Genomic DNA, 16,976 nt, shown 5'->3' with positions numbered 1-16,976 from the left:
CGCGCAAAGGTTGAATTAAACCTCAGCGGAGCCACGTCCAGGCGAGAGTCCCTACTTGTCTGCATTGAATGGTTTTTCGGTCTTGTGGCGGCCACTCCACTCGAGCAAGACTTTGCTCAATACATAAGTGAGCGGCACCATGCACACCGTGACAATAAGCGGCGCGAACGTGCTGTTGATCTTCGCGAGCTTTACAAGCAGTTCAAGCAAAACGGCCGAAGCGCCATATTGAACAACGTAGACGACCGGATAAGACAACGCCCCTTTCCATGAGAGTGGAACTTTGAATACGTAAACGGCGTTGAACCAGTAAGCGAATATGACACCGCAGCAATAGGCAATCAGATAGGCAATCTGATACTGCAGTACAAGCTTCAGCAGCAGATACATGCCGTAGGTGAACGCCGTATTGGTCGCGCCTCCAACCAGGAAGCGCAACCGTCTCTGAGCGACGATGCTCAACGGAAACACGTTTTGCTTCACGAGACCGTGGCCGTCATTCCCAGGAATGTGGCGTAGTCAGTTATGTAGTCGTCCTTGTCGTAATAATCGGACGTGAACACCAGCAAAACGGCATCGGGAGAATACTTGTATTGCGTGCCCCACGTCAGCGGCGGCAAGTGAAGGCCTTTTTCCGGTGCATCGAGCAGTATTTCGCGGCGTGATTTGCCGTCGTCCACAACAACGGCACAGCAGCCCTTGATACACACCAGAAACTGATGACAAGCGCGGTGGGCGTGCTCGCCCCGGACTTTTTCTGCCGGTACGTCGAAGATGGCGAAGTAACGCTTCACTTCGAACGGGATATCGCGATTGAACTCACCGACCGTGAGCGCGCCACGCGAATCGCCGAACCGTTTCAACCGGTACAAGCACACGCCGCCCACGCCAACTGGAACAGGAGATTCGGTTGCCGTTTCTGCCGGGCATTCCGCACCTGCTGCGCCCTCCACATATCCCGTTACCCGGGCTGGCGAGCCAACGACGATTGCAAAAGGCGGTACCGATTTTGTCACTACAGCGCCTGCGCCGACCATGGCGCCCGCGCCAATCGTGATGCCAGGCAACAACACTGCCCCACCGCCAATCGATGCGCCTTTTTCAATCCTGGTCTGCGGAAAGGCCTCGGGATAAGCTTTGGATCGGGGAAATTTATCGTTGGTGAACGTGACGTTCGGGCCGATAAACGCGTCATCCTCAATGTGGATTCCGTCCCAGAGATAAACGCCCGACTTGACCGTGACGCGATCGCCGATCACCACGTCATTCTCAACGAGACAATGCGAGCATAAATTGACGTCCCGCCCAATCTTCGCCTTCGGCAAAACGACAACGTATTGCCACACGCGCGTTCCCTCGCCGATGCTGGAAGACTGGACGTCGGCGGATTCGTGGATGAAAGCCGGATTAGACATGCATTCCCACCTTGTTCTCGACCTTCATTGAAACTACGGCAAGAGGCCGCTGCTTGCTGTTTTCGTACGCGCGCCATGCATACGTGCCGACAAGTCCGATCCCTAGCAGATTGAGCCCGCCCAGGACCAGGACCACCAAGACCGTCGCGGCATATCCAGGTACGGTAATGGCGCCGGACAGACGCGCGACCAGAACGACAATGCCCAGCAGTATCGATACAAAAGAGCCTATGGCCCCAAGCCTGATGAGCATGCGAATGGGATAGTCGGTAAACGCGAAGATGCTGTCCATCATGTAGTCGATCTTCTTGCGCAGCGTCCACGCCGACTTGCCCTCCTGGCGCACCTGCCGCTCGTACCCGCAGAGCTTTCGGCGGAATCCGAGCCAGAAAATGAGGGCGATAAGCGACGAACGCGATTCCTCCAGCATCAGGAGCTGATCGCGAAAAGCGCGATTGCAACCAAACACGTCCACGCCGCCTTCAGGCATGTCGCGTACAACCAGACGGCGATACAAACCCCAGAAAATTCCCGACGCAAGTCTGGACATGAACGGATCGTCCCGTGCTACCCGGGTACCGATCACGACGTCGCACTCATCGGCGGACAAAGCGGTGAAAAACGCGACGAGTAGCTCGGGAGGCTCTTGAAGATCGGCGGCCATCACACCAAAGTATTGGCCGCGGGCGGCAGCAAGTCCCGTTCGGATAGCCGGAAACGACCCGAAGTTTCGCGAATGTGCGATCAGCTGGACCGGGAAATCAACGGAGTCAATTGCGTTACGCAGGTATTCGAAAGACCGGTCAGGGCTTCCATCGACGACAAAAACTGCTTCCATTTCGCCGTTGAGCTCGCGATTCATGTTGCTGATCGCCTCGACGAGCCGGCCGATGGACGCTTCGTTCTTATAAACCGGGACGACAACCGAATACTTCATGGAGCCCAACCGTTCACCGCCGACACAACCTTGTCGACCGACTCGGCGCTCATTTCCGGATACAGCGGCAAGGTCAAAATCTCGCTTGCCAGGCGGTCCGTGCTGGTCAGGCTGAGATCCGCGAACTGCTGGCCAAACATGGGCTGGCGATAGTCCGGAATTGGATAGTGAATATCTGACGCAACACCCTGCTGACGCAAATGCTCGCGTAATGAATCGCGATTCGGAGTTCGCACAACGTACAAATGGGCGACGTATTCTGCGCCCCCGACTGGCGGCACCACGAGGTTATCCACGTTGATTTCCTTGCTGTATCGCGCTGCGATAGAACGCCGAAGACCGTTGGTCTCGTCGAGCGCAGGGAGAAACTCGGACAAGATCGCAGCCTGCATTTCGTCGAGCCGGCTGTTCTTGCCACCCGCGGTGTCGATGCAATATTTGCTTGACCAGCCGTACTGCCGCAATTTCGCGACCTTCTCGGCAACAACCGGATCGTTTGTCACGACGGCACCGCCGTCACCCAAGGCGCCGAGATTTTTCGTTGGATAGAAGCTGAAACTTGCGACTGTTCCAAAGGTGCCGACCTGACGTCCGGCAATACGCGCTCCGTGCGCTTGTGCGCAATCTTCGAGAAGCGGTACGCCGCGTTCCGCGCAAAGCCGCGCGATCTCCATAATCTCCGGCACGGCCCGCCCATACAAATGCGTGACGACAACCGCGCTCACGCCCTGATCCATGGCGCGACGCACCTGGTCCAGCGTTGCGACCTGAGTCTCCAGATCTACGTCGATGAAAAGCGGCACCGAACCGTTCGCGAGCAAAGCGGTTGTGGTATAGGCGCCTGCGTTCGCGACCGTCGCGACGCGATCTCGAGCCTTTACGCCGATGGCGCGAAGGGCCAGTTCAATGGCTTCGGTTCCGTTTGCTACACCGAGGCAATGGCTCGCGCCGAGATACCCGGCAAACGCCTGCTCGAACCGTTTGACCTCTGGACCCATTACCAGCCATCCGCTGGAAATGACACGATCCACAGCCGCCTTCAGACCAACCTGATGCCGGGCAATCCGGGCCGAGAGATCATTAAGTTGTAGCATTCATACGCCTCACCAAAAACTGTCACAATTACCAACGAAAATCAACAGAATGCAATCTTGTTATTTTAGCCTTTAGGCTACCGGTCGTCACCCGCAGGCCGAGATGTCATATCGAAGCCGGGATTCGCTTAGCGCGTTACGTCGCCATTTCGCGAACGTATCTCAAACATGAAACGCTTCAGTGCAGTTGCACTTTGTTCCCAGGTAACCAATTTTATATCTCGCGATAGTCGCGCCCGATTTCCATTATTTGTATCGAAAAGCCATTTTCCGAGTGCATCGGCAAGCGCTGAGTCGTCCCCGGCGAAATAAGTCGCGCTGTCACCCGCCACTTCCCTGAACACCGGCAGATCGCGTGCGATGACCGGAACGCCGTGAACCGCGGCTTCGATCAGCGGCAGGCCGAATCCCTCGCCGCTTGATGCCGCGAGCAGAACAGTCGACGCTTTATAAATGGCATCGAGAAATTCATCTGATACACCGGAGAGCCAGAAAAACCGCTTGTCCCGTTCGGGGTGATCGGCAAGCCGTGCCGCGTCGTCCGTCGTCAACCAGCCTTGCTTCCCGACAATTACAAGATTTACGTCGGTCCCGCGGGACCAGAGACGGTCCATTGCAGCCAACGCGTCAAGATGTTTCTTACGCGGTTCGACCGTACCGACCATCAGCACCGAAGGCCGCGAGGCGATAGTTTGCAGGAGTTGCGCAGCATCGTCGGGCACGCCTCTGGTGGGCGCGCTCGTCTGCAAGTCGGCACCGAGCGGAAATGCCTTGATCTGCAGCGGCAACGCTCGCGGCGCCGGATGTCCGTTCACCCATGCGGCGACCTCATTTGCGACCGCCTGCGAAATACATAGCAGGCCGTCCGACACGCTGGTAATCAGACGCAGCCATTTCTCGAAGTTCTCCGAAAATCCATCGGGGAAATGATGCGGCTGAAGGACAGGCAGGATGTCATACACGACAAACTGGATGGAGACACCCAGCGCGCGCCATTGTTGATATGCCTCTTCGGCCATATAAGCCGGCCAATAAAGATCAAGGCCAAAGAGGATGTCGCCTGGCAGCGGCCTGACAGGTTCGTCCTCGAGTTCGAGCACTTCCAGGCCCAGCAGTCGCTGCACGTATCGTCGCGCGTAGTGGAAGCCTTTGTCAGCGCCGTCGCTTAAATAAACCGGTTCGACTCTCCAGCCAGCCGGCGGACTCTTCAGCAGTTCAAGCAAGATTCCGCGAGTGACCCGTTCCACGCCAGTTCTCAAATCAACCCGCGCAACCGCCGATACATCCACGAACAACGTGCGCACCGTGATGTCGGGAAGGGCTTCGTCCAGCGCGCGAGCGACAGACAAAGCGTCGGAATCCTCAACTGCCGTTTCGACCCGGATCTTCGTGATCGAATCGATAAGACGCGCGCGCCGCGCCGACCCGCTTTCCTCCTCGAAAAATTCGATCGCACGAGCGAAATCGGCGGCTGCAGCATGAGGCGCGTGGTTCAACGCAAGGTAAGCGGACCCCGACCGAGTCAGTTGCTGACACAGCGAACGGTCGCCCCAAAGTTGCTCGAGCGCGGCGGTCAGTTCGGCTTCATCGAAATTGTCCACCAGGCGCAGCACGGTGTCGTCCGGCAATTCGCTCATACTTCCGTGCGCGTTCACAATAAGTGGCACTTCGTGAGCAAGACAGTCAAACGCCGCCGCCGATGTTTCCCCGCGCGAGTCCGTGCGCAGCTGCACCGCGAGATCAGCAGCGTCGAGATAGTCCCTATAGAGTTCAGCCGGCGCGAACCCTGTCATCATGACGTCGTAAGTAGAACCGCAGCGTTCGATACCGCGAATCATCGTGTCGCGATACAAGCCGGCGCTGCCGCCGACAAACACGAGCTTGCAGTGTTGACCACTCGTCAGGCGGGACTGTGCCCATGCGGACAGCAACACATGACTGAGCTTGGTCGGGCCGACTTGCCCAAACGAACAAACAACGAAGTCATTCTCGGAAATACCCAGGCGCGCCCGGGCCGAAACGCGGTCTGGTCTTACGCCGGCCCGGAGAAAACGTACGCGACGGATGTACTTGCTAATGTGATCGCCGTACCACATCCGCGCCTGATCGATCGCATGTTCGGAGTGGACAAGCACGCCGTGAGCCCGCGTGAGCAACGGCAGATTGGTGGGATAAAGCCAGAAGGCGTCCGGGTTGCGCAATGCGTCAGCGGCCGCACCGAAACCGTGCGATTCGTACAATGCCCGCATGTATGCGGGATCGGCGCCGGCTGGATGCATCCGCAGATGTCCCAGATAAAAGTCGTGCAACACGACAGTTCCCGGATACCGGTCGAATGCCGAAAGCATGTAGTGGTGAAAAGGCGAGTTGCCGATGTGATAGATCACCCGATCGTACTCGCCGGCATGCGCTTCGAACCATTCAAGGTCACGAATGGCAAAGCACGTGCTCACCGCGTCGGCGGAACACTCGAGCGTATCGACAATCACGTCGATTTCGTAGTAAAACGCGAGTTCAGGCAACAGCACCGCGCTGTAGTCGGCAATGCCGGACTGAGCCGGCGGCAACGGGCTGAAATATGCCATCCTCGGCCGTCTGACGGGCGCGTGAGCAGGCGCAACACGTTCAGCGTCGTGCGCTTCATGCAATTCGCTGCAAACTGCCCACGCTCGTTCCGCGGCATCGGTCCACATCAGCGATTGCGCGCGGCGTAGAGCAAGCATGCTCAACGTGGCCCGTTCAGCCCCATCGGCCAGCAAGGATTCCAGCGCGCTGGAAAATCCTGCCATGTCCGTACACATGGGCTCAGCAACAGACTTGCCAGACACAGCCGCGCCCGTTTCAGAAATGAGAACCACAGGCGCACCGGCTTTCAGCGTGGCCATGAAGTTCGCATCTCGCGACAATTCCGAACCGTGCTTGAACACGCAGGCTGCCGCCCACCCCGAAAGGATCTGGCGCTCGCCATTGGACAAGCCAGGCAGATAAACAACATGCTCGCCCATCACTTCCGTTGTATCCCCGGCGATCGCAATCGTCAGTCCCTCGCGCAACGCAGGAGGTAACGCGGCGAACCGCTTTCGCACGCCGCGCAGCGTGGCGGCGTCGGCGTGCACCGCGTCGACGAGGACAAAGCGCGAGGACAATCCAAGCCGCGCCAACAACGAGTCGCGATCCTCAGCGCCGCAATCGGACCCGGGATAGGCGACCGGACAATGCGACAACGCGATCACCTTTTGCGGATCCAGCTGCAGCCGCTCGATGGCTTCTGTTCGCATCGACGATGAGACGGTCATGATCCGGTCCGCGACACGTGCGAACATGATGTGCCGGCGGTACCACTTGCGAGTCGCGTCATCCAGCAAAACGGTGCTTGCTTCGTCTGCCGACAAAAGCTCATGGAGCAAGACCGCAGTCGGCGCCGAGCGCTCGAAGCTGCCGATGCTGACCGACAAGTCATCTGTCAGGCCTTCGAACAGGCCCAATATCAACACAACGTCCGGCCGCAAATCCGCAATGAACGCTTCACGTATTTTTTCAGCCGCCCGCAAAGTCCATTCGGAAGCAACTGCGCGGCCAGACTGGCTGTGTGCGGCGGGAACAGGGAATACTATGATTCGATCGTGAGGTACGCTGTCCGCCAGCGCCATGCGTATCGGTTCAACTGTTTCGTAGATGCCGTCGCTCAATACCACCAGAACTTCACGAGCGCCCGCAAGCTTGGCGAACGCCTGTGTAAATGCAAGGGCGTTTTGGCCGGTGGCCTCCAGACGGTTCGCTCCCTGGGCACTCTGCAAATCTATGACAACGCGCATCGTCAAGCTTGCTCCGAAGTAGTCGGTTCACGTCCATTTTTTAACATGTCCGCGTACATGCGGACGCGCTGCGGCTGCAACACGGGAACGGTTGTCGATGAAGGCGCAGGGGCTACCGACTCATGGCCCGGAGATGGCTGCACAGGATCTGCCGCACTGGCGCGGGCTTCGGGGAATTCGGGAACTGGCTGAGTGTCCGGATCGGGCCGACGACGGAAAGCGCTTGGTACCCAGCGGCGAATCCGCAGGCCAAACGGTCCGAGGATGTACCGCAACGGAGCCGCAAGCCGCCACGACGTGCTACTGAGAATGGCCGACATACGCTGCTCAAGCTCATTGCGCGCACGTTCAGAAGCCTCAAGGCTACCTTCCAGCGCGGTGATGGTGCTGGCTTGCGAAGCCCGGTCAAGATCCGAGTGCTCGAGCCGATCCCGTAAGCTCGCAATTTCTCTTTCAGTCTGCGCCAGTGTGCTGGAAACGCCGCGAAGCCGGAGCTCGAGACGATTGATCCATGAAGACGATGAATTAGCGCGGCGCTCCGCACGCTCGGCGCGAGTCTCGGCGTCTTTGATCCACTCAGCCGACGACCTTGCCCACGCTTCGGCGGTTTCCATACGGCTTTGCAAATGGGCGCGTTCGATCCTCGCGAGTCGCAACTCGACTTCGATCTCGTCACCATGCCTGACAGCATGCTGCATCGCTTTGGAGACCTCACTACGTGCCGGATTACTCAAGTCCTGCGTCGCGCCGTCGGCCGTTGCAAGATGCGTCGACGGACCACCAACTCCAGACGCCTGGCTCGCGCGCCCGAAGTCCTCACCAAATCTGCCCTGCAATACGAATTCCGCGTGCTCGGCAGCCACATACAAACAATGACTAGGCGACTCGAACAAGGTTGTGTAATCAGACTTTTTCATTGCCGCCTTCCACTCCACCATTTGTTCGATGCTGCCATTCCCGTCCGGTTGATAAATGAGAACGATCCAAGGGCGCCGAACCGACAGGTCGATATCGGCAAGTGCTTGCTGCCCGAGATCGGAGGCATCGACGCTTAGAAAGTGAATGTCGCCTTTGAACGCCGTGTCAAGAATAGCCGACAAGGAATGCGTGCGCGAAAACGCTTCCACGTCCGGATCCCCGACTACGTTGTACGTCCGGCCCGACGGTCCAGCGCCGTCGGCCGGGACGATGGAAGACTTCGCGGGACTGGCTGCGGCGTCAATGCTCACTCCGCGCCAGCCTTGTTCGGTCAACCACGACGTAACGGGCAGCGGACGGTCTGCCGAGGAATAAACGGCCACGAAAGCGCCATTGTGAATAAGCTTTAATGCTTCATAAACCATGGATGGATCCACTACAAAAGGCATGCAAGCTCACAACAGAAATGTTTTTCCTGAAGTCGACCTTCGGAAAACGAGCCTTGTCATTTATCTGTTTTTTGCTCCACAGCAGTGATTACTGCAGCGCCGTGCCGCAACCGGGTATGTTGAGACCGAACAAAGCTTTGCGTCAGACGCATAGCTCTTGGGGCAGCGACAATACAGGCGGGGTAGCCGTCGAAAGTACTAGCAGTGCGCCGCGCACGGGTGACCGAGAGTTTAAGCGCTTTGTCATCTCCAGGACAGCAGTCCCGCTTAATTGAAGAGCGCGTTTAAACGCATCCAGAGATGGGTTCTGCTTTTCCGCTCATCTTTCAGTTCGCCTACACACCGAACATCAATGGCGATAACGGCTGTCACTCCACACCGCCCTTAAACCGCCACAAAGCCCTACCGGACAAATGCCGTCAGGAAAATTACCCGCAAAAAGCAAAGAAACCTCGACCGTCGGCACCGGCAGACGAATCGAGGTTCAGCAAGAAGACGCTTTGAAAAGCTTAGTCTGGCGCTTTAGAAGGAAAATCCCGTCTTGTTTCTGCGTATATCTTCTTCGACCATCATCTTGCACAATTCTTCCAATGTGGTCTTGGGCGCCCAGCCCAATACTTCCTTCGCCTTGGATGGGTCGCCGATCAGCAATTCAACCTCTGCAGGACGATGAAACTTCGGATTGACCCGTACCAGGGTCTTGCCGTTGGTGGCGTCCACGCCCTCTTCAGTCTCGCCTGCGCCGCGCCATTGAACGTCCGTTCCAATAGCCTTGAAAGCCATTGTCACGAAATCGCGGACCGTTTCGGTACGGTTCGTCGCGAGCACGAAGGTATCAGGGGTATCGGCCTGCAGCATTCGCCACATACCTTCAACATATTCCTTGGCAAAACCCCAGTCGCGCTTCGCATCGAGGTTGCCCAGCTCGATGGTGTCGAGTTGGCCCAAGGAGATTTTCGCCACGGAATCCGTAATTTTCCGCGTTACAAATTCGCGCCCGCGCAGCGGAGATTCGTGATTGAACAAGATCCCGCTCGAACCAAAAATATCGTAGGACTCACGATAGTTGATCGTAATCCAGTGCGCGTAAAGCTTGGCAACACCGTAAGGACTACGCGGATAAAACGGCGTGTCTTCTTTCTGCGGGATCGCCTGGACCTTGCCGAACATCTCGGACGTCGACGCCTGATAGAAGCGGATCGAGCGGTCGACAATCCGGATGGCTTCCAGGACGTTCAGCGCGCCGACGCCGGTGATCTCGGCAGTGGTCGCGGGCTGATCGAAGGAAACGCCCACGAAGCTTTGCGCGGCAAGGTTGTACACCTCACGCGGCTTCGCTTTTTCCAGCAAGCGGATGGTCGCGCCGAGGTCGGTCAGGTCATGCTCGACGAGATGAAGTTTCGGATGGTCGAGCACGCCTTGCTCGTTCATACGCCAAAAATTCACCGAGCTCGTGCGCCGGTAAGTTCCGTACACCTCGTAGCCGCGATCCAGCAGCAGCTGTGTGAGATATGCTCCGTCCTGCCCAGTCACTCCAGTTACCACTGCGCTCGTCAATTCCAACTCCTTTAGATAACTTGCCACCGCATTTGCATTGCAATCAGCGGGGATTAATTGAATATTCACTGCCAATTATATCCGAGGCCCAACGTCGAACCGCGAGATGCAGGCAGTGAGGGCTGCTCGTGATGGCAGCCGTGCGGCACTACAGTTCATCGACCATTTCTGCCGCGTGATGCCGGAATAAATGCAGCGCCAACATGCACAGCAGCAGGCCCAGAATAAGCACCGGCCAAACCAGGTTCCAGTTCGGCCACGCGCGATCCACCAAAATAGTCTGGTATCCCAATATTAAATCGGCCATCGGATTGAGGGCTATCCATGGTTTCAGCGAATCTGGTAAAACATGCCGCGGATAGACGATCGGCGTGAACCAGAACCAGAACTGGACGAAAATACCCATGAACTGACCCACATCCCGGAAAAACACGTTTAGAACACCCAACGTGATCCCTAACCCGATACTAAATACGATCTGCACGATCAGCAGCGGAATCAGCGCCAGAAACGGAATGCCCGGAAAGTTGCCGGTTACCAGAAGAAAGATAGTAAACAAAGAAAAAATGATCGCGAAATTTATCAGCGACGAGATCGTCACGATCATTGGTAGCGCAATACGCGGAAAACTCAGCTTCTTGATCAGATTTGCATTGTCAACAAAGACGCCCTGCGAACGCGTGATGATCTCCGCGAAGAGCCCCCACGTAATCGCCCCTGCGCACAGATAAACGCTATACCCGAACTTGCTTGGAACGCCCGGCATCCTCGAACGCATGACCTCTGAAAAAATCACTGTGTACACGAGAATCATCGCAAGCGGTTGCAGCACGAGCCACAGCGCGCCCAGCATGCTGGTCCTGTAACGCGACTGAAACTCGCGCTTGACAGATCCCACCACAAATCCTCGATAGCGAATCAAGGCACTCAATAATGCGCTCAAAATACGTCCTTGTTGACCGTTGGGACCGGGGCGGATGTCAAGCGTCCGTCGTCCAGATTGTTCATTGGGTAATCGAAAGTGGGGCAATCCGTAGCGCACGCTTCATTTCGGACACCATGTCTGGTACCACTCGCCGTCGTAGATTACCTGTTCCAGTTGCTTGGCACTTTGCTGCCAGGTTAGCCACGGAAGTGTTGTTGCCGAAATCGTGCCAGCGGCGAACAACGCAAGCCAGGATTGGATAGCGCTTGCCAGATCGCTGGCTGTATCGCCTGTGAAGTAGAACGCGTGATCTCCCGCGACTTCACGGAACACCGGAATGTCGCGCGCGATGATTGAAATGCGTTGCTGAGCGGCTTCGATCAAAGGCAAGCCAAAACCCTCGCCCAGCGATGCAGCCAGAAGACAGGACGACGATGCATAGATGTCTTCCAGGAATTCATCGCTGATTCCTTGCAGCCAGAAAAACCGCTTGTTCGCATCGGCGTGACGAGCGAGTTGCGGTACGAGCTCGTCCACGCCCCACCCTGCCTTCCCGACAATCACCAGATTCACATCGACGTACGATGCCCAAAGCTCTTCAAAAGCGGCGACCGCCTGGACGTATCCCTTTCTTGGCTCGACCGTGCCGACCATCAGAATAGTGGGCCGGGAGCGAATGGCGGCGAGCGTGTCGGCGGCATTGTCCGGCAATCCGGTCGACGGCTGGCTATTGCCAATATCCGCGCCGAGATGAAAATACCCGATCCTCAGGGAACGTTCCCGCTTGGGCTTATGCCGGACCAACCAGTCCTGCAAGTTGTCGGCCACTGCCCTGGATATGGCGACAAGGCCGTCGGCCACTGTCGTGATAGTTTCGACCCAAGGCGGAAAAACCCTTGCGATGCCCTCATGAAACCACTCGGGACGGAGCACGGGCAGCAAATCATAGACAACGAAATACACTTTGACGCCACGCCGGCGCTGCATTCCAAACCACGCTATTGCGTCCGGGATGCGGTCGGCGACAAGGTCGAGTCCCAGGAAGACGTCGCCTGGTTGGGTATCGAGCCATTCGTCCGGGTCGCATGCAAATTCCGATCCGGGCGCTGATTCATTCAGGAATGCGTTTGCGTATCGATAAGCCATTGCACCGCGATCAAGGCGAACCGGACGAACTGTCCAACCGGACCTGCACGCAGAGTGAAGCTGCTGGAATATCGCGCGTGTAACGCGCTGAATGCCTGAACGGGCATCGTGATCGGCCAGAATGGAGACATCGACCAGCAACTGACGACGCTGCCCGCTTCGCCGGTTCAAGGCAATCGCGTCGGCGCTGGCAATCAAGTCTGCGTCGGTCGGAACAGCATCGAGATCAGTTAGCGCGTTCAGCAGATTCTCATATCGGCGCGTTTTGTCAGGAGGAGGAAAACGCGATAGATCCCGCTCGTTGCGTTTGGCGAAAGCTTGCTCGAACGCCCGGACTGCGCGCTGCCCTGTAGCGTCCCACGAAAACTTCGCAGCCTGTACAGCCGCATGGGCACGCAACGATTCGCGGTAATCCTCGTCCGTCAACGCGCGTTGCATGAGATCCGCCATCTGCTGCGTATTGTGCGGATCAAAAAGCGCGTCCTCGCGACCGATTACTTCGGGAATGCTCGTCGCCGACGACGCCACAACGAGAGCACCGCACGCCATTGCCTCGAGCGCGGGTAAGCCAAAACCTTCATGGAACGAAGGGAAAACGAACAACTCACATGCCTGGTATAACGCGACCAAATCGTCATCGGTAACATAGCCAGACAGGACGATTTCATCGGGTGCCAATCCGCAAGACGCGGCGAATTCGAGCAACCTGATGCGGCTTAGCTCCTGCGGCTGGCAAACCATGAAGAGCTGGTGCTGCTCGCGTTGCGTAGCGGGCAATTTTGAGTACGCGGCAATCAGCCCTTCCAGGTTTTTGCGCGGCTCGACAATGCCAGCTGTCATAACAGCACGCCTGCTTACGCCGTAACGTGCAAGCACTGCTTCGCGCACTTGCGCCGTGAGAGCTCGCGCGACGAAGTTGTCCGACGCAGCCGACGAGATATTCGTAACGCGCTCGCGGCCGATTCCCAGTTCGCGTACCGCTTCCTCGCCGCAGTACGCTGATATAGCGAGTAACAGATCCGCGCGTTTCAGCGCGTCGATCTTGCCAAAGTAATGCTGCCGCATCCCTGCATCCGCAAGATATTTCGCGGGATTCAAAAACGGGATGAGGTCGTACAGCGTGACGGAAACGAGCGTGTGCGCATCGAGCGCCTTGACAGAGCTGATCGACTGGTCGACGTAGCCTTCGAACAAACTGCTGATGTGGACGAGATCCGGCTCGATTTCAGCGATCGCATGTTCCCGAATCAGTGTCGCCGCGCGTACCCGCCAATTGCCGGGATCTTGATAAAACGCAAACTGAGGCAAGGAAAAAACGACTATGCGTTCGTCGGGAACGATCCCGGCGAAGGTTTCTCTGATTTGCTCGATGCTATCCGGGAAAAGATCGCTCAAAACGATCCAGACCTCGTTTCCGCCGGCATTTCGCACGATTGCTTTCGCAAGAGCAAGGCTGTAACGGCCGATACCACGCAAACGACTAACCGACTGACATCCTTGAAGATCTAAAGCAATGCGCATCGCGATACCAAATGATTTTATTTTGTCTTGGAAAAATTACGGTGGACCAGGTCTGCGTAGATAGCACGACCCTTCGCCGTCAGGCGATCCACGGAAACAACCTCGTCAACCAGCGTGGCAACCGCAGGCGCGAAGCGCGCGTAGCGGGATAAGGACGCCCGGACCGCAGGAAAGCGCGCCAGCAGGTCTGCCACCTGCTGCTTAAGCTTCGGCCGGCAATTGACATAGGCCGCGGCATGAAGCAGTCCGAGCTTGATCTTGCGACTTATCGCGGTTGTTATCCGCGCCGGGCGAATTGCATTGAAGGCACTCGGGAGGGTCCTCACATTGTGTCCTCTAAAGTGAATGACATGGCAAACCACGCCTGAAAGACGCGTCTCTAAAACCTTACGCGGCCAACACGCTTGCATGCCGACGCCGACGCCACAAACCTACATGGAATCTGAATTAAAGGGTAACGTGTGAAAAAAGGCAAAAATACCGTTTCAGATGCAACCGATTTTTTGTTTTCGGTAATTAATCGTGAAATTCGAAATCAAGCCGGCGTCTCGCCGCGCTGCCTGTTGCGTCGTCACAGACGGCATTATAAATGCTCGGTTACCGCAGACGGAAGCCAACTGCAATCACTCTTCAGCCACGTCGGCACAACTGCATTTTGCAACGGCAAACCGGGTTGCTCGAAATCATGCAACGACCCCGCGTCGAAGACTTTCGCACGTTAAACTACGCGCTCGCCATGCCTCCGTTTAACACGCCTCCATGTAGGATCGCAGGCATGACGAACCGCCCATGCATCTGCGTTCCGCAATGTCCTTTCATCGAATATGTGGCCGATCGTTTCGTCTATGCAGCTTTCCCCCGCGCAATTTGTGCCCCCTCTCGCGTTTGGCGACATTCAGGGCTGCCGCGACGCTTTCCAGCGACTGTTGGCGAAAGCCGCGCCGGCTGAAAACACGCCGTTGTGGTTTGCTGGCGACGTGATCAATCGCGGGCCTGAATCGCTTGCAACGTTGCGCGATCTGATGGCGCTCGGCAACCGGGCCGTTACCGTGCTCGGCAACCACGATCTGCATTTGTTATCCGTATCTGCCGGAATAAGGAAGTCGAAAAAGGGCGACACTATCGACGAAATTCTTGCCGCGTCCGATGCGCATGATTTGTTGCACTGGGTTCGTCATCGTCCCATTGCGCACTTCGAGAACAATATGCTGATGGTCCACGCCGGCGTCCTGCCGCAGTGGGATGCGCAAACCACCCTGGAACTCGCTGACGAATTTCAAAAAGCGCTCCGCGCGCCAGACTGGAAAACAACGCTTGCGGGACTGTACGGCAACGAACCGAACCGCTGGAAGCCAAAGCTGAAAGGCATTGAACGCTTGCGCGTAGTGTGCAACGCGCTCACGCGGCTGCGATTTTGTAACGCGGAAGGGGAAATGGATTTCACTTCCAGCGGCACGGTCGCATCGGCGCCGCCGGGCATGATGCCGTGGTTCGACGTGCCCTCGCGCAGGACGGCCGATACCACAGTTGTGTTCGGGCACTGGGCGGCGCTCGGCTTGATCGTACGCGACAACGTCATCGGACTGGATTCCGGCTGCGTCTGGGGCCAATCGCTCAGCGCCATTCGCCTCACGAGCGATCCGGCCGCCCGCACGCTCACGCAGGTCGATTGTCCGGATTGCCGGGCGCGCATCGATTAGCTTTCGATCATTTGCCAGGGTTTCGGCTCACAGTCATTTCACCCATGCAGCGATCCAGCGCCTCACGCCAACCCGGCATAACAATCCCGAAGCATTCACGCAATTTTGCGTTCGACAGCACCGAGTTCCGGGGCCGGGACGTTACGGCGGGATATGCAGAACCTGGAATGGCGTGAACGACGGGTTTCCGTTCGAACGCCGAAAATTCCATGATCGCCTTAGCGAAGCCGTGCCACGACGTTTCTCCGGATGCTGTCATATGGTAGATCCCGGCGAGAGACGCGCGCGTGGCAGTATCGCTGGCGGCAAACTGAGCCAAGACCGAAGCGGTGGCGCCAGCGATCGACGCAGCCCATGTAGGCGCGCCAAACTGATCCGCCACCACGCGAAGCTGCTCGCCTGCGGCGGCACGGCTCAATATGCTGCGCAAGAAATTCCGGCCATGCGCCGCGTACACCCAGCTCGTGCGCAGTATCAAATGATCGCAGCCCGACGCGTTGATTGCCTCTTCTCCAACCTGCTTACTCTTGCCATAGACGTTTAGCGGATGAAGTCTGTCCGATTCCAGGTACGGTCCCGCTTTTGCGCCATCAAATACATAGTCCGTGGAATAGTGGACAAGCAAGCTGCCCAGTCGAAAAGCCTCTTCGGCGAGAATTGCCGGCCCGTGAGCATTGACACGCATGCAGGTGGTTTCGTCTTGTTCCGCCCGATCAACAGCCGTATAACCTGCCGCATTGACGATGACTTGAGGCGATGTATCACGCAGGACACGGCGGATCTGGTCGGGATTCTCGAGGTCAAGGTCCTGGCGGTCGAGTGCGACGACACGTCCCAGATCGCCAAGTTTGCCGGCCAGCTCGCGTCCAATCTGACCGTTCCTGCCGATCAGCAAAATGAGCGCCGGAGCGTGCGCGGTTGCCATGGTCGCGGCCTTATTTGAAAAGATCGGCTTCGCGCAGTCGCCGTCCTGCAGCATCCTTCGCCGACATTATCGGCAGGACATCAATGGGCCATTCAATACCGATATCGGGATCGTTCCAGAGGATCGTCCGTTCGTGCTCGGCGTACCAATAGTCGGTTGTCTTGTAAAGGCACTCGGCGCTATCGGACAGTGTGAGAAAACCGTGCGCGAAGCCCGGAGGGATCCACAACTGCCGGCGATCAGCGGCGCAAAGCCGGGTGCCCGTCCACTTGCCGAACGTGGCAGACCCGGCGCGAATGTCAACGACTACATCGAACACTTCGCCTTGTATCACCCGCACGAGTTTGCCTTGTGCGTGCTCGATCTGGTAATGCAGCCCGCGCAACACGCCTCGCGACGACTGCGAATGATTGTCTTGGACAAACGTGACATCCCGTTGCACATGCGCCGCGAAATCACGCGCATTAAAGCTTTCATAGAAGAAGCCGCGCATATCGCGCGCCACATCCGGCTCGATCACCAAAACGTCCGGCAACGCTGTTGGAAAAACACGGATGCTCATTCGCCCTGCTTT

General features: G+C 57.3%; 12 protein-coding genes and 3 pseudogenes. 1 reads left to right on the top strand and 14 read right to left on the bottom strand.

What is annotated here, in order from left to right; all coding sequences use genetic code 11:
* Positions 1-51 precede the first annotated feature (51 nt).
* The 12 genes and pseudogenes from ASG35_RS07980 to ASG35_RS07935 form a co-directional block, all read right to left on the bottom strand.
* Complete coding sequence (locus ASG35_RS07980; RefSeq protein WP_235527484.1) at positions 52-462, bottom strand: GtrA family protein; 411 nt, start codon at positions 460-462, stop codon at positions 52-54.
* Between the two features lie 17 nt (positions 463-479).
* Positions 480-860: pseudogene (locus ASG35_RS32585) on the bottom strand (sugar 3,4-ketoisomerase); the annotation flags it as partial.
* Positions 861-953: 93 nt separating this feature from the next.
* Positions 954-1,052: pseudogene (locus ASG35_RS32580) on the bottom strand (WxcM-like domain-containing protein); the annotation flags it as partial.
* A pseudogene (locus ASG35_RS32575) lies at positions 1,053-1,415 on the bottom strand (DapH/DapD/GlmU-related protein); the annotation flags it as partial. It abuts the pseudogene before it with no gap.
* Positions 1,408-2,352 (bottom strand): glycosyltransferase family 2 protein, encoded by a 945-nt coding sequence (locus tag ASG35_RS07970; RefSeq protein ID WP_056355184.1) that lies wholly within the window; start codon positions 2,350-2,352, stop codon positions 1,408-1,410. The gene ASG35_RS07970 and the pseudogene ASG35_RS32575, both read right to left, overlap by 8 nt.
* Positions 2,349-3,446, bottom strand: a complete 1,098-nt coding sequence (locus ASG35_RS07965; protein WP_056355183.1) for a DegT/DnrJ/EryC1/StrS family aminotransferase — start codon at positions 3,444-3,446, stop codon at positions 2,349-2,351. The genes ASG35_RS07970 and ASG35_RS07965 overlap by 4 nt, the downstream gene beginning before the upstream one ends.
* A gap of 128 nt (positions 3,447-3,574) precedes the next feature.
* Complete coding sequence (locus ASG35_RS07960) at positions 3,575-7,261, bottom strand: glycosyltransferase (RefSeq protein WP_056355182.1); 3,687 nt, start codon at positions 7,259-7,261, stop codon at positions 3,575-3,577.
* Positions 7,262-7,263: 2 nt separating this feature from the next.
* On the bottom strand, positions 7,264-8,388 hold the full coding sequence (locus tag ASG35_RS07955) for a hypothetical protein (RefSeq protein WP_156393044.1): 1,125 nt from the start codon (positions 8,386-8,388) through the stop codon (positions 7,264-7,266).
* 762 nt (positions 8,389-9,150) lie between these two features.
* Positions 9,151-10,185 carry a GDP-mannose 4,6-dehydratase gene (gmd, locus tag ASG35_RS07950; RefSeq protein WP_056355369.1) on the bottom strand — a complete coding sequence of 345 codons (1,035 nt, stop codon included), beginning with the start codon at positions 10,183-10,185 and terminating at the stop codon, positions 9,151-9,153.
* A 148-nt stretch (positions 10,186-10,333) separates the two neighbouring features.
* Positions 10,334-11,128, bottom strand: a complete 795-nt coding sequence (locus ASG35_RS07945; protein ID WP_082508276.1) for an ABC transporter permease — start codon at positions 11,126-11,128, stop codon at positions 10,334-10,336.
* A 102-nt stretch (positions 11,129-11,230) separates the two neighbouring features.
* Entirely contained in the window at positions 11,231-13,651 is a 2,421-nt protein-coding gene (locus ASG35_RS07940) for a glycosyltransferase family 4 protein (protein ID WP_327019641.1), read from the bottom strand.
* 143 nt (positions 13,652-13,794) lie between these two features.
* Complete coding sequence (locus ASG35_RS07935; protein WP_056355176.1) at positions 13,795-14,103, bottom strand: hypothetical protein; 309 nt, start codon at positions 14,101-14,103, stop codon at positions 13,795-13,797.
* A gap of 498 nt (positions 14,104-14,601) precedes the next feature.
* On the opposite strand from ASG35_RS07935, the gene ASG35_RS07930 reads away from it, so the two are divergent.
* Positions 14,602-15,477 carry a symmetrical bis(5'-nucleosyl)-tetraphosphatase gene (locus ASG35_RS07930; RefSeq protein ID WP_056355173.1) on the top strand — a complete coding sequence of 292 codons (876 nt, stop codon included), beginning with the start codon at positions 14,602-14,604 and terminating at the stop codon, positions 15,475-15,477.
* 7 nt (positions 15,478-15,484) lie between these two features.
* Here ASG35_RS07930 and rfbD read toward each other — a convergent pair whose 3' ends face one another.
* Positions 15,485-16,402, bottom strand: coding sequence for a dTDP-4-dehydrorhamnose reductase (gene rfbD, locus ASG35_RS07925; RefSeq protein ID WP_056355363.1), 918 nt, complete (start codon positions 16,400-16,402; stop codon positions 15,485-15,487).
* A 10-nt stretch (positions 16,403-16,412) separates the two neighbouring features.
* Complete coding sequence (gene rfbC, locus ASG35_RS07920; protein WP_056355170.1) at positions 16,413-16,964, bottom strand: dTDP-4-dehydrorhamnose 3,5-epimerase; 552 nt, start codon at positions 16,962-16,964, stop codon at positions 16,413-16,415.
* Between the last annotated feature and the right edge of the window lie 12 nt (positions 16,965-16,976).

It is taken from the genome of Burkholderia sp. Leaf177 (assembly GCF_001424345.1).
In the GTDB taxonomy this organism is placed as follows: Bacteria; Pseudomonadota; Gammaproteobacteria; order Burkholderiales; family Burkholderiaceae; genus Caballeronia.
This window is presented reverse-complemented; position numbering and strand designations above follow the sequence as displayed.